Source organism: Streptomyces sp. NPDC101194 (assembly GCF_044767885.1).
Classification (GTDB): Bacteria; Actinomycetota; Actinomycetes; order Streptomycetales; family Streptomycetaceae; genus Streptomyces.
The window spans coordinates 899057-915862 of sequence record NZ_JBIWOS010000001.1 but is presented as its reverse complement, the minus strand read 5'-3'; the positions used below and the strand labels follow the sequence as shown (position 1 = coordinate 915862).

Below are 16806 nucleotides of genomic sequence, written 5' to 3'. Positions count from 1 at the left end.
CGGTTCAGCGTCGGGTGCGGACGGCGGCGAGTGTCACGCGGCCCCCGATCTCCACCGTGCCGTCAGGCGCGGGAGCGGTGAGGATCTGGGAGCCGCGTCCTTGCGTGATGTTGAGGGCGCGCCCCAGCTCCGCGCTGAGCAGCAGCGCCGCGGCTCCCGTCGCCTCGTCCTCCACGATGTTGCCGTTGCGCCGGGGGAACGCCCGCGCCCGCACCCGCCCCGCCGCCTCGTCCTCCCAGGCCCATACGTACAGCCAGCCCTCGCCCGGCGGCGGCCCGGTCAGCGCCTCGACCTCGGCGACGGACCCGTACCGCTCCAGCGTGCGCGGCGGCGCCCATTCGGGGCGGGCCGTGATCCATGTGAACTCTCCGTCCTGACGGGCGAAGACGTCCCCGACCGGCAGCTCCAGGATCTCCAGATCGAGCAGCCAGGCGGCACCGACGAGCGGATGCCCGGCGAACGGGAGACGGAGTCCCGGGGTGTGGATGTCGACGTGCCCGCGCTCGGGGTCGTCGACGAACACGGTCTCGCTGAAGCCGAGCCGCCCGGTCAGGGCCTGCCGGGACGCCTCGTCGGGGTACCTGCGCCCGTCGCGCACCACCCCGAGGGGATTGCCGTGCCGGCCGTCGGGGCCGCAGAACACCCGCAGTACGTCGATGCCCGCGGGTACGTCGAAGTCGCTGTCGCTCACCCGGGCATTGAAGCACCGCCCGGGCGGCGGCCGTACAACTGGGCCGTCACCCGGGCGGTCGCGTCGCGCCGCGGAGACCTGCGGCGCGGACGGATCAGACGGTACGGCGACGGCGGGCGGCGAGCACCGCTCCGGCGCCGGCCACCACGACCACGCCGGAGGCGGCGAACAGGGCACCGGCCGGGATGTCGGAGCCGGTGGAGGCGAGGGAACCCGGGCCGCCGACCGAACCACCGGCCGAGCCGCCGCCCACGCTCCCGCCACCGGCGGTCGTGGAGCCTCCCGCCGGGCCGGTGGAGCCCGTGCCACCCGTGCCGCCGGGGAGTTCGGCGTCCTCGTCGAGGGCGACCGCGAAGGTCAGCGCGTCGAGTCGCTCGCCCGCCGGGTACATGCCCCCGAATGCCTTGGTGCCGTCGGCGCTGAGGGTCGCCGGCACCGCCGAGAGGGTCACCACGCCGTCCTTCGCGGCGAGTTCGCCCTCGGGCAGTTCCAGGTCGGCGATCGCAAGACCGGTGTGGGTGGAGACCTTCTTCGTCGCGCGGTCCTTGGTGGTGACGTCCGCGATCAGCGTGCCCTTCGTCCCGTTCACCTGGATCTCCAGGTCGGTCAGGGAGAGGTCCAGGGTGTACGCGCCGTTCTCCTCGTGCCCCAGGAAGCGGACCGTGCCGGCGAACCCGGCGTTCAGGGTCTGCTCCGCGGCGTCGAAGTGGCCGGTGGCGTCGGGGAACCGGTAGCCGTCCCCGGACGCGGCGGCACCCCCCGTGGTCTCGATCCTGCCGTGGGCGACGGGGCCCGTGACGTAGGAACGGAAGGACTTCTTCACGCCCCAGTCCAGGGTGCCGTCGACGATCGCGCCCGGGTCGGCGGCGGTCGGCCCGTCGGTGGCCGGTGCGGAGGGGGACGGGGACGCGGACGAGGCGGGCTTCCCGGTCGGCCCGGTGGTCGGCCCGCCGGTCGGCTCCGTGCCGGGCTTCCCGGTGGGTTCGGTCGTCGGCTCCCCGGTCGGCCCGGTGGTCGGCTCCTCCGTGGGCTTCCCGGTCGGGGCCGTGACCGCCTGCACCGAGAGCGTGGCCGGGTCGAGCGCGTCGCCCTCCTCGTACTGGCCGTCGAATGCCTCGGAGCCCGCCTTCGTCAGGGTCGCCGGGATGTCCTTGAAGACCATCGCACCGCCCGCACCCCGGCCCGGCTTCACCGCCGAGAGGTCGAGAGCGGCGAAGGCCACGTCGTCGCGGGTGCCCTCCGGGGTCGTGACGTCGACGGTGATCGTGCCGCCGCTACGGGTCGTGGCGAGCTTCACGTCGGAGAGCGTGATGTCGAGAACGCCCCCGTGGGCATAGAAGTGGACGCCGCCCCCGAAGGCGGTGTCGGTGCCGTGCGTGGCCGTGTCGTAGGTGCCCTTGCCGTCGGCGAAGGTGAACACGCCGTTGTCGGGTGCCTGGGTGGCGCCGCCCTCGACGGTGATTCTCCCGCCGGAGTACGACGAGGCGAGGTACGTGCGGAAGGACTCCTTGACGCCCCATTCCAGCGTGCCGTCCCTCAGTTCCAGCTTCGGCGCGGTGGCGGTCGCCCCGTCGGAGGCGGTGCTGTCGGCGGCGAGCGCCGGAAGGGCGAACGCGGTCGCGCCGAGGGCGGCTGCCGTGGCGACGGCGGCGGCGAGAACTGTGTGACGGCGGGTGGTAGCCATGGTCGGTGGTCTCCTCAGGGGATGGAAATGCGGGGGGGACGGGGTTGCGGGACAGCCCTCAGCCGTTGTTCTGCCGGGCGCTTCCGCGGCGGGCGAGGTACAGCGCGCCCGCCGCGGCGGCGAGTACGCCCGCACCGCCGATGCCGAGGTACAGCCCGGTCCGGGGGCCGGAACCGGGGTCGGCGCCGGACGCCGATGCGGCGGTGGTCGTGCTCTTCTCCGTCGGCGGGCCGGACGGGTCGGGCGCGCTGCCCAGGTCGGGCAGGGCGGGGAGTTCGGCCCCGGTGTCCACGGCGACGGCCAGCGAGACCGGGTCCATCGCGGTGCCGGCCCGGTAGAGCGAGCCGAACGCCTTCGCGCCGTCGGCGGTGAGGGTCGTGGGGGCCTCGGTGAGAACGGCGAGCCCGTTCTTCGGCGTGAAGTCCTTCGCGGCGAAGGTGACGAGCGGGACGGCCTTGCGCCGGTCGCCGCCGCTCGTGACGTCGGCCGAGAGCGTGCCCTTGCCCGCCTTCACCCGGACCGCGACCGCGGAGAGTTCCAGATCGAGCCCGTCGGCCCCCGTGAAGCGGACGCTGCCCGCGAAGCCTGCGTCCAGGGTCCGCCCCGCCGGGTCGTACGTGCCATGGCCGCGAGGGAAGCGGAAGAGCGCTCCGCCGTCCTGCGCGCCCTCGGCGAGGGTCCACTTCCCCTTGCCGACGGAGCCCGTGACGTATTCGCGGAAGGTCCGGCGCACGCCCCAGTCGACGGCGGCGTCCTCGAAGCGTCCCGGCGTCTTCCGTGCCTTCTCCGTGCTCGTGCTCTTCGCATCCTTGCTCGTCGAATCGTGCGGCTTTTCGGGGGACTTGGACGCGGGCGGCTGCCCGGCGGGGGCGGAGGTGTCCACGGAGAGACTGATCGGGTCGAGCGGCGTCCCGGCCGTGTAGTAGCCGGCGAACGCCTTCGCGCCCTGTGACGTCAGCGTCGCCGGGACGTTGTCGAGGGCGATGGGGGTGGAACCGCCCTTCATGTCGATCCCGGACAGATCGAGCGTCGCCAGCGGCACCTGGGCGGCCGAGGTGACGCGACCGCTCCCCCGGTCCTTGCCGACCATGTCCGCGTGGACGGTGCCGCCGGCGCCCGTGATGCGAACCGTGGGGCGGCTGATGGTGAGGTCCAGCTCGTAGCCGCCGACGGGCTTCTCGTGGCCGAGGAACCGGACCCCGCCCGCGAAGCCGGAGGCGAAGGTGCCGGTCGCCGGGTCGTAGGAACCGGTGGCGGAGTGGAAGCGGAACCGACTGCCGCCGACCGTGGCGGCGCCACCGGTCAGGCTCCAACTGCCCTTCGCGACGGGGCCGGTGACGTAGCTCTGGAAGGAGGACTTGATGCCCCAGTCCAGCCTGCCGCCCTGCACCGTGCGACTCGCCGCCTGCGCGGCGGTGGCCGGGAGCAGCGCTCCGAGCAGCACCGCGAGGAGCGCGACGGTCAGGGCCTGTCCGGCGGATCTTCGCGGATCAACCCGCGGCGTCGGGTGCGGTACATCGCAAGGCGAAGGATCGTCCTGGTACTGGACGTACTTGGACGACTCCGACAACGCGGCGAGGTGCCGTGCCAGGCGTCGCGGGTCCACGAGGATCCGCCGGACAGGCCCTGGCGCGCGGGCAGGTCTGAACGACGGCATGAGTACCCCTCCGAGATCTAGAAAGTGAGGTAAGGCTAACCTAAGTCGTACGAGCTTCCCGGTGGGCCCCCTTCCACCGCATTGCTCGCGAACCATGCCCAACCACTCATCGCAGAAGGACAGGACGGTGCCCCCAGTGCGCTTCTCGCAGGACTTCGCCCCGCCGGTCCGGGGCACCCGGCGACCACGGCGCGGGCCGGTCAGGGCCCGCGGACCGCTGACCGCGACGACGGCCGCCGTCGCCCTGGCCCTCGTCCTGACCGGCTGCGGCGGCAGTACGGACACGGGGGCTCCCGCCACCCGTTCCACGAAGGCCGAGGCCGATCGCGTCGAGCCCCTGACCACCGCGCCGAGGACCCGGTTGCCCGTCACGGTGGAGTCGGCGGACGGCACCGAGGTCACCGTCGCCTCGACCGACCGCATCGTTCCGCTGACCGGTGGCCTGAGCGAGATCGTCTTCACGCTCGGCCTCGGCGAGCGGGTCGTGGCCCGTGACATCACCGCCACCTTCGAACAGGCCGCGAAGCTCCCGGTGGTGACCCGCGCCCACGACGTCTCGGCGGAGAGCGTGCTCTCGCTGAAGCCGACGGTCGTCCTGGCGGAGACCACGACCGGCCCTTCGGAGGCCGTCGACCAGATCCGCGACGCGGGCATCCCGCTCGTCGTCGTGGAACCCGCCGAGGAACTCGACGACGTCGGCCGCCGGATCGACGCCGTGGCGACGGCCCTGGGCGTGCCGGACTCGGGCACCGAACTCGACGCACGCACCCGGTCCCGCATCGAGGCCGTACAGAAGTCCGTGCCCGCCGCGGCGGACGGGCACGAGAAGCCCCGGGTCGCCTTCCTCTATCTGCGCGGCTCGGCCTCCGTCCATCTGCTGGGCGGCCGGGATTCCGGCGCGAGTTCGCTCATCGAGGCGGCGGGGGCCGTCGACGCGGGCAAGGCGTCCGGGCTGAAGAAGGACTTCACCCCCATCACCAGCGAGGCCCTGGCCGAGGCCGCGCCCGACGCCATCCTGGTGATGAGCAAGGGACTCGACTCGGTGGGCGGTGTCGACGGTCTGTTGAAGATCCCGGGCGTCGCCGAGACTCCGGCCGGTATGGACCGGCGGATCGTCTCCATCGACGACGGCGTACTGCTGAACTACGGGCCGCGCACGGACCGGGTGCTGGGCGAACTGGTCGCCGGGCTCCACCCGAAGGACGGGGCGGACCGGTGACCACCTCGTACGACGAACGCACCCGGCCGGCCACCACCCCGGAACCCCGGACGCCCGGACCCCGGCGCTCCACCGGCCTCGTCCTGACCGGGGGCCTGCTCGCCGCCCTCGTGGTGTGCTGCCTGCTCTCCGCCGGACTCGGCGCGTACGGCATCCCGCTCGGCGACGTCCTCGCCTCCGTCCAGCACCGGCTCCGCCTCGGCGGCTCCGCGCTCGACCGGGTCGGGGAGAGCGTGCTGTGGAACGTACGGCTGCCGAGGATCGTCCTCGCGCTGCTCGTCGGGGCGTCGCTGGGCTGCGCGGGCGCCCTGATGCAGGGCGTGTTCGGCAATCCGCTCGCCGAGCCCGGGGTGATCGGGATCTCCTCCGGCGCGGCGGTCGGTGCCGTCGCCTCGATCGCGCTCGGACTGAACTTCCTCGGCAACTGGACCATCACCGTCTGCGCGTTCGTCGCCGGGCTCGCGACCGTACTGCTGGTGTACACGCTGTCGCGGTCGGGCGGCCGGACGGAGGTCGTGACGCTGATCCTCACCGGGATCGCGGTCAACGCCTTCGCGGGTGCGCTGATCGGGCTGTTCGTCTTCTTCGCCGACAACGCGCAGATCTCGCAGATCACCTTCTGGCAGCTGGGTTCGCTGGCGCAGGCGACCTGGCCCAAGGTGCTCGCCGTGCTGCCCTGCGCGGCGCTCGGGCTGCTCGTGGCGCCGTTCCACTCCCGGAAGCTGGACCTCCTCGCGCTCGGCGAACGGCCCGCCCGGCATCTGGGGGTCGACGTCGAGCGGCTGCGGATCGCGCTCGTCCTCGTGGTGGCGCTGCTGACCGCCGCCGCGGTGGCGGTCGCCGGGATCATCTCGTTCGTGGGACTGCTGGTTCCTCATCTGCTGCGGATGGCCAACGGTCCCGGGCACCGCTTCCTCGTCCCCGGCAGCGCGCTCGGCGGCGCCCTGGTGCTGGTGGTGGGCGATCTCGCGGCCCGCACCGTCGCCGCCCCCGCCGAGCTCCCACTCGGCGTGCTGACCGCGCTCTTCGGCAGCCCGTTCTTCTTCTGGCTGCTGCGCAGGACCCGTCGTGGACAAGGTGGTTGGGCATGAGGTCACCGAGGAATCCGTTCCGGGGACGGAGCCGGCTGCTGCCCGCTCCCGTCCCGCCCGGCTCCCCCGTCGCCGAGGCGCGCGGGCTGCGGGTGCGGCTGGACGGGCGGCCGGTGCTCGACTCCGTCGACCTGACCGCGTACGCGGGCGAGGTGCTGGCGCTCGTCGGGCCCAACGGGGCCGGGAAGTCGACCCTGTTGGCGGCACTGGCCGCCGATCTTCCCGCCGAGAGCGGCGCGGTACGGATCGACGGGCGTTCGGCCGCCGACTGGTCCGCCGCCGAACTCGCCCTGCGCCGGGCGGTGCTGCCGCAGTCCGCCGCGCTGTCGTTCCCGTTCCCGGTGGCCGACGTCGTACGTATGGGGCGGGCGCCGTGGGCCGGGACGGAGCGGGCGGACGAGGACGATCCGGCCGTCGCCTCGGCGATGGCCGCCACCGAGGTGGCCGAGTTCGCCGGACGGCCCTTCTCCGCGCTGTCCGGTGGCGAGCGGGCCCGGGTCGCGCTGGCCAGGGTGCTGGCGCAGCGCGCCCCGCTGCTGCTGCTCGACGAGCCGACCGCCGCGCTCGATCTGCGCCACCAGGAAGTGGTGCTGCGGCTCTGCCGGGAGCGGGCCGCCGCCGGGGACGCGGTCGTCGTCGTGCTGCACGATCTGGGGCTGGCCGCGGCGTACGCGGACCGGGCCGCCGTGCTGCGCGACGGGCGGATCGCGGTGGCGGGCCCGCCCGTCGAGGTGTTCACGGGCGAGCTGCTCGGCGAGGTCTACCGGCAGCCGGTCGAGGTCTTCCCGCATCCACGCACCGGGGCGCCCCTCGTCGTACCGACACGAGCGACTTGACCATTGCTTGACCTTCTCATGAGCCTTCCGTGAGTCGATCGTGATCCCTTCGTTCCCGCACCGCCCGGATGAGAGCTGAATCACTGCACAGGTGGGGACGGGTCAGGTAAGCCTCCGTTAAGTTAGGTCTGCCTCACCTGCCTTTGTCCGATCTTCTCCCGCTTCTCCTTCGTCCTCTGTGGAGCCCGTATGCGAGCCGTTCGTTTCTCCGTCGTCACCGCTGCCGCGACGGTGGCAGCCCTGACCGCCGTCACGGGCTGCGCGCAGAAGAGCGACGGAAAGGGAGACAACGCCCTGCAGGTCGTCGCGAAGGACGACGCCTGCGAGCTCTCGAAGAAGAAGCTCCCGGCCGGCCACGTCGAACTGGCCGTGCAGAACAAGGGCTCGAAGGTCACCGAGGTCTACGTCCTCTTCCCGGACGACCGCATCGCCGCGGAGCGCGAGAACATCGGCCCCGGCACCAAGGCCACCATCACCGCCGAGGTGAAGGCCGGCTCGTACGACGTCGTCTGCAAGCCCGGCATGAAGGGCAAGGGCATCCGGCAGCGGATCGAGGTCGCCGGCGGCACCGCCGCCAAGCGCAGCCCCGAGATGGACAAGGCGGTCGCGGAGTACCGCACCTACGTGCAGGCCCAGGCCGACGAGACGCTGCCCAAGGCCAAGAAGTTCACGGACGCCGTGGCCGCCGGTGACATCGAGGCCGCCAAGAAGATCTACGCCGACTCCCGGCTCGGCTGGGAGCGCACCGAGCCGGTCGCCGAGTCCTTCGGCGACATCGACCCGAAGGTCGACCTCCGCGAGGACGGTCTGGAGGACGGCCAGAAGTGGACCGGCTGGCACCGTCTGGAGAAGGCGCTGTGGCAGGAGAAGAAGCTGGGCGCCGAGGAGAAGGCCCTCGCGCCGGTGCTCTACAAGGACCTGCTCGACTGGCAGAAGCGGGTCGGCACGGCGGAGATCACCCCGACCTCGATGGCCAACGGCGCCAAGGAGCTCCTCGACGAGGTCGCCACCGGCAAGGTCACCGGTGAGGAGGAGCGCTACAGCCACACCGACCTGATCGACTTCAAGGGCAACGTCGAGGGCGCGGAGAAGTCCTACGAGCTGCTGAAGCCGATCGCCTCGAAGAACGACCCGGCGCTGACGGCGACCCTCGACAAGCAGTTCGCGGCGCTGAACACGCTGCTGGACAAGTACCGCAAGGACAAGAGCTCCTACGAGTTCACCTCGTACGAGAAGGTCGGCAAGGCCGACCGCAAGGAACTGTCGGACGCGGTCAACGCGCTGGCCGAGCCGCTGTCCCGGCTCGCCGCCGCGGTGACGAAGTAACGGGCCGGGAGGGACCGGGATGTCCGAGAACACGCAGAACACCGCCGTGGACGGCGCCGGGACCGGTGGCCGCGCCCCGTCCCGTCGGGCGCTCCTGGGCTGGGGAGGCGCCGGACTGGCGCTGGGCGCGGCCGTGGCGGGTGGCACGGTCGCGGCCGTGCGGCCGGGGAGCGACGCGGTGCCGACCGCGGACAGCGGTGCGGCCGTTCCGTTCCACGGTGCGCACCAGGCCGGTATCGCCACCGCCGTACAGGACAGGCTGCACTTCGCCGCGTTCGACGTGACGACGAAGGACCGCGCCGAGCTGATCTCGCTGCTCAAGGAGTGGACGCGGGCGGCCGAGCGGATGACGGCCGGTCACGCGGTCGGCGACGGTGCCTACGGTGGTCTCGCCGAGGCACCGCCGGACGACACGGGCGAGGCGCTGGGGCTCAAGCCGTCCCGGCTCACGCTCACCATCGGCTTCGGCCCCTCGCTCTTCGCCAAGGGCCGGTTCGGTCTGGAGGACAGGCGTCCCGAGGCACTCGTCGATCTGCCCAAGTTCCCCGGCGACAACCTCGACGCGGCCCGCAGCGGCGGCGACCTCTGCGTCCAGGCCTGCGCGGACGACCCGCAGGTCGCGGTGCACGCCATCCGCAACCTCGCCAGGATCGGCATGGGCCGCACCGCGATCCGCTGGTCCCAGCTCGGCTTCGGCAAGACGTCCTCGACGACGCCGGACGCACAGACCCCGCGCAACATGATGGGCTTCAAGGACGGCACCCGGAACGTCTCCGGAACCGACACCGCCGCCCTGGACAAGCACGTGTGGGTGGGCGAGAAGGACAAGGCGGGCTGGATGACCGGGGGTTCGTACCTGGTGGCCCGGCGCATCCGGATGCACATCGAGACCTGGGACCGCGCGCCGCTCCAGGAGCAGGAGGACGTCTTCGGCCGCGACAAGGGCGAGGGCGCCCCGGTCGGCAGGTCCAAGGAGCGCGACGAGCCGTTCCTGAAGGCGATGCTGCCGACCGCGCACGTACGGCTCGCGCACCCGGACAGCAACGACGGTGCGACGATCCTGCGCCGCGGGTACTCGTTCACCGACGGCACGGACGGTCTCGGACGGCTCGACGCCGGACTGTTCTTCATCGCCTACCAGCGCGATTCCCGCAAGGCGTTCATTCCGCTGCAGCGGCGCCTCGCGGCGAACGACGCACTCAACGAGTACATCCAGCACGTGGGTTCGGCGCACTTCGCCGTCCCGCCGGGCGTCCGCGACAAGGACGACTGGTGGGGCCGGGCGCTGTTCTCGTAGAGAAGGAGAACCGAGACGTGTTCAGCAATTTCCTGATCGGCCTGCGCGAGGGCCTCGAGGCCAGCCTGGTCGTCTGCATCCTCATCGCCTATCTGGTGAAGACCGGCAACAAGAACAAACTGGTGCCGATCTGGATCGGTGTCGGTATCGCGGTCGTCGTCAGCCTGGCGTTCGGCGCCGGTCTCGAATTCGGTTCGCAGGAGATGACGTTCAAGGCCCAGGAGGCGCTCGGCGGTTCGCTGTCGATCATCTCGGTCGGCCTGGTCACCTGGATGGTCTTCTGGATGCGGCGCACCGCGCGGCATCTGAAGACCGAACTGCACGGCAAGCTCGACGCGGCGCTCGCGATGGGTACCGGCGCACTGGTCGCCACGGCGCTCCTCGCGGTGGGCCGGGAGGGCCTGGAGACCTCGCTGTTCGTGTGGCGTGCGGTGCACGCGGCCGACGACGGCTGGCACCCGATGATCGGCGCCTTCCTCGGTATCGCGGCCGCCGTGGTGCTGGGCTGGCTGTTCTACCGCGGCGCGCTGAAGATCAACCTGTCGAAGTTCTTCACCTGGACCGGCGGCATGCTGGTGATCGTCGCCGCGGGCGTGCTCGCGTACGGCGTCCACGACCTGCAGGAAGCCGAGTTCCTGGGCGGTATCCACAACCAGGCGTTCGACATCAGCTCCACGATTCCGCCGGACAGCTGGTACGGCACACTGCTGAAGGGCACGTTCAACTTCCAGCCGGACCCGACCGTTCTCCAGATCACGGTGTGGGCGCTGTATCTGATCCCCACTCTCGCGCTGTTCCTTGCCCCGGTAGGGTTCGGACGGTCAGTGGGGGCGACGGATCAGAAGGCGCGGAAAGCAACGGATGAGAAGCCTGAGGCCGATTCGGCTGGCGACGGGGCTCGCGACGGTGACGGTGCTGTCCTTGACGGCGAGCGGGTGCGTGACGGTGCACGGCGAGCTGGAAGTGGTGCCGGCGGCAACCAGGTCTGAGGCGGCCCGGGCACTGAAGGATTTCACCGCCGCGTACAACGCGGCGGACAAGGCCTACGACCCGGCCCTGGACGCGGACCGGGTCGCCGGCCCGCTCGGCGCGATCAACCAGGCCGGGCTTCGGGCGCGGCAGAAGAACAATCCGGACGGCAACGCGAACCACAAGCCGTTGGAGCTGACCGACGCCAGGTATCTCATCCCGAAGAAGGCCGGCTGGCCGCGCTGGTTCCTCGCGGACACCGACTCCAACCGCGACGAGGACACCGGGAAGCTGGACACCCGCTGGCTGCTCGTCTTCGTCAAGTCCGGGCCCGGCGCGGGCTGGAAGACCTCGTATCTGTCGGTCGTCCCGTCGTCCCAGGTGCCCCGCTTCTCGAAGGACGCCGACGGCCGGGCCGAACCGGTGGCCCCGGACAGTCCCGAACTGACCGTGGCACCGGAGGATCTGAGCACCCGGTACACGGAGTACCTGCAGAAGGGCACCCCGGACGTCTTCGCCCCCGGCGCCGCCACTTCGGGCTGGCGGGAGGCGCGTCGCACCACCCGGCGGGCGGGCTTCTCGTACCAGTACATCGACCAGCCGCTGGACGGCGGCACGTTCGCCCCGCTCGGCCTGCGGACGGACGACGGCGGGGCGCTGGTCTTCTTCAGCAGCAAGCACTTCGAGCGGCAGACCGCGGCGAAGGGGCTGCGTCCGCCGCTCAACGCGGATGTGGAGGCGCTGCTGACCGGTGAGGTGCGGTCCACCCTCACCAAGGAGCGGATCTCCAGTCAGCTGGTGCTGGTCCCGAAGAAGGGCGCGAAGGACGACAAGGTGGTCATGCTGAACCGGCTGCCGGGCCTGACTTCGGCCAAGGGTTCGTGACCGGGGGCGGAGCCGGTCCCACCGCCCAGGATCCGTCCGGGACGGTCCGCCGGACCGTCCGGTGCTGCGGCCGGAAAGCCGGTGAACCTCTCCGGGAGCGGCACCAGGACACGGCCTAGCGGCTCATCGGCCACGCCACCGAACCGTGATCGAGATCGCCCTGGCCCGCCGCGTCCGCGTACTGCGCACACGCGTCGGTGAGCGTCTCCAGCAGCGTCAGCGGATCGGGCAGCGGGTTCTCCGGCCCCCGCACCCACCCCACGTCCAGCTCACCGGGAAGCCTGGCCGGCGGCAGGAGTACGTAGCTGCCGCGGCAGTGCCAGCGCAGTCCCGGGTGCTCGTCCATGGTCTCGGGATGGCAGTCCAGCTCGCACGGCCACCACTCGTCCTCGTCCTCGGGGGTACCACGGGTGGCGGTGAAGAAGAGCATCCGGTCGTCGCCGGACCGTGCGACGGGGCCGACATCGATGCCCGCGGCGAGGAGCCGCTCCAGTGCCTGGTCGCCCGCGGACAGCGGGACGTCGAGCACGTCGTGGATCATGCCGGTGGCCGTGATGAAGTTGGCCTGGCGCTGACTGCGTGCCCAGCGCTCGATCTGGGCCCGGTCGGTGGTGGACTGCGTCTGCCAGGCGAAGGAGACGGGGTGCCGCGCGGGAGTGGGACAGCCGATGCGTTCACAGGAACATCGGTAGCCGACCGGGTGGGCGGCGGGCGCGATCGGCATTCCGGCCTCGGCGACAGCCAGGAGCAGCGCCTCCCGGGCGGTGTCGTCGACCTCGCGCTGCTGCGGTTTGGGTCGGCGGCGAAGCCATTGGGAAAATTTGCTCTCGGAGCCGCGATAACGGCCGAAATCGGCGCCCATCTATCCCCTCACCTCTGCGTTGCCCCTGTCCATCGTCCCACCATCCTGCGCCTCGGGTGGCCGGAGTTGCGAAGCGGGGTACGGCGGACAGCGCGATGGGCTGGGCGCTATCACACTTCTTGTCATGAAATGACGGGTGCGTCTGGGTGCGGTGTCAGCCCACGCAGGGTGTAGTCGACGATCGTGTCCACGTACGCATGGGTGAGCGGGAGGGTCCGCAGCAGCCAGCGGTGGGTGAGCGGTCCGACGAGGAGCTCCAGGGCGATCCGCGGGTCGACGTCGGCGCGCACCTGGCCCGCCTCCTGGGCGGCGCGCAGCCGTGCGGCGTACAGCTGGAGCGACGGATCGAGCAGCTTCTGGACGAATTCGGCGCCGAGCCGCGGGTCGACGATCCCCTCGGCCGCCAGCGCCCTGGTCGGCGCCTCGAAGGCGGGGTCGGTCAGCTCGTCGACGGTGGCCCGCAGCACGGCCCTGAGGTCGGCCGCGAGATCACCGGTGTCCGGGATTCCCTGCGCCTCGCCCCCGCCGCTCTGCTCGGCGGCCCGGTCGCCGAGGGCGACGAAGGCGTCCAGGAGGACGGCCGCCTTGGAGGGCCACCAGCGGTAGATCGTCTGCTTCCCGACGCCGGCCCGTGCGGCGATGGCCTCGATGGTGGTCCTGGGGTAGCCGACCTCACCGACCAGGCCGAGAGCCGCGTCATGGATCGCGCGGCGCGAGCTCTCGCTGCGGCGGCTGGAGTCGGGCGACCTGTTCTCTGCCATGTCTGTCAATCTAGCAGCGGCACGAGTCGATACGTATCGTCTCATCGCCGCCGGGAACCACCCGATCGGATCACTGCACAACCGGCCCCGGAGAGCGGACCATGGGCTCACGCACACACCCGTGCGAAGTCCCCCGCAGGCCACCCCTGCCGTGTTCGTGAGGAGCCTTCATTGCCTCGTGAAGCCACACCCCGCCGTTACCTGATGTGCGCTCCCGCCCACTTCAGGGTGACGTACTCCATCAACCCCTGGATGGACCCCAGCAAGCCCGTGGACCTCCCCCTGGCCCAGACCCAGTGGGAGGACCTGCGCGACCGCTACCGCGCCCTCGGCCACACCGTGGAGCTGCTCACGCCCCGGCCCGAGCTGCCCGACATGGTCTTCGCCGCCAACGGCGCCACCGTCGTCGACGGCCGCGTCCTGGGTGCCCGGTTCGCGTACCGGGAGAGGTTCGAGGAGGCGGAGGCCCATCGTGAGTGGTTCCGGGCCCACGGCTTCACCGAGATCCACGAACCGGCCCACGTCAACGAGGGCGAGGGCGACTTCGCGGTCACCGCTTCGTACCTCCTGGCCGGTCGGGGCTTCCGGTCCAGCCCGCTCTCGCACGACGAGGCGCAGGAGTTCTTCGGCCGCCCGGTGATCGGGCTCGATCTGGTCGACCCGCGCTACTACCACCTGGACACGGCGCTGTGCGTGCTCGACGAGGCGGGGGACGAGATCATGTACTACCCGGGCGCCTTCTCGCCGGGCAGCCGGTCGGTGCTGGCGCGGCTCTTCCCCGACGCGCTGATCGCCGGTGAGGCGGACGCGGCGGCACTCGGCCTGAACGCGGTGAGCGACGGGCTCCATGTGCTGCTGCCGCAGGCGGCCACGGGACTCTTCGATCCGTTGCGGGCACGCGGCTTCGAGCCCGTGCCGATGGATCTGGGCGAGCTGCTGAAGGGCGGCGGCAGCGTGAAGTGCTGCACGCAGGAACTGCGCGGGTAGCCGGCCCGTCCGGCGGTTCGGGCGTCCGGCGGCCGTTCAGTCGCCGGAGCGTCCCGCGTCGTGCGGCGGCCATGCGTCGCCCCACGCGATGTCCCGGGCGGCCCGGTACAGCTCGCCGTGCCGCTTGGTGACCGTGGCACGCCGCAGCGCCTCGTCACGGGTGCACAGGTCCAGCAGTACCTGCCCCTTGCGGATCTGCGGTCTGCGGGTGACCCGCGCCCGGACGGGCTCCGTCCCGAAACGGGTCGCCACGACGTAGCTGAACTTCTCGTCCTCGTACGGCAGCGAGCCGCCCTTGACCTGCCGGTGCAGCGAGGACCGGCTGACCCGGGCCGAGAAGTGGCACCAGTCCGTGCCCGGCTCGATGGGGCAGGCGTCGTCGTGCGGGCACGGGGCGGCGACCTTCAGCCCGGCGGCGATCAGCCGGTCACGGGCCTCGATGATCCGGGCGTAGCCGTCGGGGGTGCCCGGCTCGACCACCACGACCGCCTGTGCCGCGGCCGCCGCGGTGTCGACGAGGCCGGTGCGGACGTCCGCGGGCAGTTCCTTGAGGACGTAGGAGATGGTGACCAGGTCCGTGGGAGCGAGGTCGAGGTCCGCGCCGATCCGGGCCCGGCGCCACTCGGCGGCGCGCAGCGCGGCGACGCCGGAGAGCGCGGCCAGTTCACGGCCGAGGGCGAGTGCGGGCTCGGCCCAGTCCAGGACGGTCGTCCGCGGCCCCTCCCAGGCCCCTGCCACGGCCCAGCTCGCCGCTCCGGTACCGCCGCCGATGTCGGTGTGCGTGGCGGGCGCCCAGTCCGGGGCGGCCTCCTGGAGCGCGGCGAGGGCGGACCGCACGGCTTCGAAGGTCGCGGGCATCCGGTACGCGGCGTACGCGGCGACGTCGGAGCGGTCGCGGAGCACCGGGGCGTCGGTGGGGGTGGTCCCGCGGTAGTTGGCGATGAGCCGGTCGACGGCCTGGGCGGCCTGCTTGGGCGGCAGCCCGTCGAGCAGTGCGGCCAGCGCCGTGCGCAGGGTTTCCGCGGTGGGGAGGGTGGCGTTCACCGACGAATTGTAGGCGCAGGCCACATACCCGCTTCCGGCCCGGCACCGGTGGCGAACCACAATGCCTGCGAACTGCCGCGAGCCCTGCGCCAGTTGCTACGCTGACCGGCGCGAGGTCGGGATCGCCCATCGAGGGAAACCATGAGACAGAAGATCGTGCGCCTGGTTCTGGTCGGCGGAGTTCTCCTGCTTGCCATGCTTCTTCTGCTGGCCACCTGCGGCAGCGGTGAGAAGAGCACCGACAGGTCGAAGAAGCAGGTGAGGACGAGTGCGTCCGCGGTGACGCGGCTCACCGTTCCCTCCGTGTTCGCGCCGGAGCGCGGCTGGGAGCTCATCGGCACCTCGCCCGACTACGCGATCTCCCGGACGACGGGCGCTCTCGCCTACCTGGCGCGGGTCTCGGACGGCAAGTACCAGCTGCGGACCATCGACCCGGAGACCGGAGAGGCGGGCTGGCACGGGGACTCCTGGCGGCCCCCGTCCCCGCAGCACTTCCCGAAGCTCGTCCCGGTCACCGTGGCCGACCACGAGTACTTCGTGACGTGGGCGTACGGGAAGGTCGGCGAGAACGCGCTGACCCCCGCCGACACGATCGTCTCGCTGGATGTCTACGACGTGGAGGACGGCTCCCGGCGACGCGTCGAGGTGCCGTGGAACTCCGTGCCGACGGTCTCCACCACCGGCCCCGGCATCCTCATCAGCGACGGCCGGACGAACAGCGCGGTCGTCGACCCGGTGACCGGCCGGGTGTCGACGATCACCGCCCCCGCGCTCAAGTACCCGAAGGGCTGCACGAGCTGCAAGCAGCTCACCGAGGTGGTCGGCATGACGGAGAAGGGCCTGCTGGTCAGCGGGGCCAAGGAGTTCTGGGTGCAGGGCGGCTGGTTCAGCCGCGATATCGCCCCCAAGGGCACCGACCGGCTCAGCGGCATCCCGACCTCGGTGATCCCGGGCATGGTGCTGGCGAAGTGGCAGCTCGCGAAGGGAGCCAAGCGCGCCACCACCCACGACCTGTGGACGGTGCACGACGTGGAGACGGGCAAGCCGCTCGCCTCGGTGGAGTGCAGCAAGCCCGCGATCAAGCCGGGCCAGTACCCGCAGCTCGTCTCCGCCCCCTCGGGGAACTTCCTGGTGGCCGGGCCGCTCGCCTTCGACCTGCTGACGAAGCGGGGCTTCTGCTTCGAGGGGACGGACGGCACGAAGCCGCTGACGCTGGCGTCGGTGAACGACGACGGCATCGCGTACGGCGCGGCGAACGCCCGCAACGCGGCGGACGTACTGGCCGGCGGCGGCGCCCCCGTCGCGGTCGCGATCAGGAGCGGCACGACGGGGGCCCTGCCCTCGAACCAACTGGTCCCGGGCGCGGTGACGTCGGACGGTGTCGGGCTGTTCCACTGGACGGACGAGAAGGACCGCCCGCATCTGATCGGCTACCCGGGCGCCCACTGAGGGCTGTCCCGTACTCCGTGGCGGGCGCCAGGGAGTACGGGACAGCCC

At 71.8% G+C, this 16806-nt stretch carries 15 protein-coding genes; 9 read left to right on the top strand and 6 right to left on the bottom strand.

Annotation, left to right across the window (positions count from 1 at the left end):
• Nucleotides 1–4: 4 nt before the first annotated feature.
• From ACIRP2_RS04040 to ACIRP2_RS04030, 3 genes are all read right to left on the bottom strand, one after another.
• Entirely contained in the window at nt 5–691 is a 687-nt protein-coding gene (locus ACIRP2_RS04040; protein ID WP_404246279.1) for a PhzF family phenazine biosynthesis protein, read from the bottom strand.
• 94 nt (nt 692–785) lie between these two features.
• A complete protein-coding gene (locus ACIRP2_RS04035; protein ID WP_404246277.1) occupies nt 786–2375 on the bottom strand; it encodes an HtaA domain-containing protein in 1590 nt (529 codons plus the stop codon).
• 58 nt (nt 2376–2433) lie between these two features.
• Entirely contained in the window at nt 2434–3840 is a 1407-nt protein-coding gene (locus ACIRP2_RS04030) for an HtaA domain-containing protein (protein ID WP_404247165.1), read from the bottom strand.
• Nucleotides 3841–4168: 328 nt separating this feature from the next.
• Between ACIRP2_RS04030 and ACIRP2_RS04025 the strand changes: the two genes are divergently transcribed.
• From ACIRP2_RS04025 to ACIRP2_RS03995, 7 genes are all read left to right on the top strand, one after another.
• A complete protein-coding gene (locus tag ACIRP2_RS04025) occupies nt 4169–5251 on the top strand; it encodes a hemin ABC transporter substrate-binding protein (RefSeq protein ID WP_404247163.1) in 1083 nt (360 codons plus the stop codon).
• Entirely contained in the window at nt 5248–6342 is a 1095-nt protein-coding gene (locus tag ACIRP2_RS04020; protein ID WP_404246275.1) for a FecCD family ABC transporter permease, read from the top strand. The genes ACIRP2_RS04025 and ACIRP2_RS04020 overlap by 4 nt, the downstream gene beginning before the upstream one ends.
• Entirely contained in the window at nt 6339–7178 is an 840-nt protein-coding gene (locus ACIRP2_RS04015; protein ID WP_404246273.1) for a heme ABC transporter ATP-binding protein, read from the top strand. Before ACIRP2_RS04020 ends, ACIRP2_RS04015 begins: the two co-directional genes overlap by 4 nt.
• A 189-nt stretch (nt 7179–7367) precedes the next feature.
• Complete coding sequence (efeO, locus tag ACIRP2_RS04010; protein ID WP_404246271.1) at nt 7368–8504, top strand: iron uptake system protein EfeO; 1137 nt, start codon at nt 7368–7370, stop codon at nt 8502–8504.
• A 19-nt stretch (nt 8505–8523) separates the two neighbouring features.
• Nucleotides 8524–9801: an iron uptake transporter deferrochelatase/peroxidase subunit gene (gene efeB / locus ACIRP2_RS04005; RefSeq protein WP_404246269.1), complete on the top strand. Its 1278-nt coding sequence runs from the start codon at nt 8524–8526 to the stop codon at nt 9799–9801.
• A gap of 17 nt (nt 9802–9818) precedes the next feature.
• Nucleotides 9819–10790, top strand: a complete 972-nt coding sequence (efeU, locus tag ACIRP2_RS04000) for an iron uptake transporter permease EfeU (protein ID WP_404246267.1) — start codon at nt 9819–9821, stop codon at nt 10788–10790.
• On the top strand, nt 10723–11655 hold the full coding sequence (locus ACIRP2_RS03995; RefSeq protein ID WP_404246265.1) for a hypothetical protein: 933 nt from the start codon (nt 10723–10725) through the stop codon (nt 11653–11655). The genes efeU and ACIRP2_RS03995 overlap by 68 nt, the downstream gene beginning before the upstream one ends.
• Nucleotides 11656–11770: 115 nt before the next feature.
• Here ACIRP2_RS03995 and ACIRP2_RS03990 read toward each other — a convergent pair whose 3' ends face one another.
• Nucleotides 11771–12517, bottom strand: a complete 747-nt coding sequence (locus tag ACIRP2_RS03990; RefSeq protein WP_404246263.1) for a bifunctional DNA primase/polymerase — start codon at nt 12515–12517, stop codon at nt 11771–11773.
• A 122-nt stretch (nt 12518–12639) separates the two neighbouring features.
• Entirely contained in the window at nt 12640–13278 is a 639-nt protein-coding gene (locus ACIRP2_RS03985) for a TetR/AcrR family transcriptional regulator (protein WP_404246261.1), read from the bottom strand.
• 171 nt (nt 13279–13449) lie between these two features.
• Here ACIRP2_RS03985 and ddaH point away from each other — a divergent pair, with 171 nt between their 5' ends.
• Nucleotides 13450–14265 (top strand): dimethylargininase, encoded by an 816-nt coding sequence (gene ddaH, locus ACIRP2_RS03980; RefSeq protein ID WP_404246259.1) that lies wholly within the window; start codon nt 13450–13452, stop codon nt 14263–14265.
• Nucleotides 14266–14301: 36 nt separating this feature from the next.
• On the opposite strand, the gene ACIRP2_RS03975 is transcribed toward ddaH, so the two are convergent.
• Nucleotides 14302–15309 (bottom strand): small ribosomal subunit Rsm22 family protein, encoded by a 1008-nt coding sequence (locus ACIRP2_RS03975; RefSeq protein WP_404246257.1) that lies wholly within the window; start codon nt 15307–15309, stop codon nt 14302–14304.
• Nucleotides 15310–15450: 141 nt separating this feature from the next.
• Here ACIRP2_RS03975 and ACIRP2_RS03970 point away from each other — a divergent pair, with 141 nt between their 5' ends.
• Complete coding sequence (locus ACIRP2_RS03970; protein ID WP_404246255.1) at nt 15451–16758, top strand: hypothetical protein; 1308 nt, start codon at nt 15451–15453, stop codon at nt 16756–16758.
• Nucleotides 16759–16806: the final 48 nt, after the last annotated feature.

Excerpts from the sequence above, each read along its gene's own strand:
- ACIRP2_RS04035 (WP_404246277.1), bottom strand. The coding sequence starts at position 2,375 with ATGGCTACCACCCGCCGTCACACAGTTCTCGCCGCCGCCGTCGCCACG.
- ACIRP2_RS04015 (WP_404246273.1), top strand. The coding sequence starts at position 6,339 with ATGAGGTCACCGAGGAATCCGTTCCGGGGACGGAGCCGGCTGCTGCCC.
- efeO (WP_404246271.1), top strand. The coding sequence starts at position 7,368 with ATGCGAGCCGTTCGTTTCTCCGTCGTCACCGCTGCCGCGACGGTGGCA.
- efeB (WP_404246269.1), top strand. The coding sequence starts at position 8,524 with ATGTCCGAGAACACGCAGAACACCGCCGTGGACGGCGCCGGGACCGGT.
- ACIRP2_RS03990 (WP_404246263.1), bottom strand. The coding sequence starts at position 12,517 with ATGGGCGCCGATTTCGGCCGTTATCGCGGCTCCGAGAGCAAATTTTCC.
- ACIRP2_RS03985 (WP_404246261.1), bottom strand. The coding sequence starts at position 13,278 with ATGGCAGAGAACAGGTCGCCCGACTCCAGCCGCCGCAGCGAGAGCTCG.
- ACIRP2_RS03970 (WP_404246255.1), top strand. The coding sequence starts at position 15,451 with ATGAGACAGAAGATCGTGCGCCTGGTTCTGGTCGGCGGAGTTCTCCTG.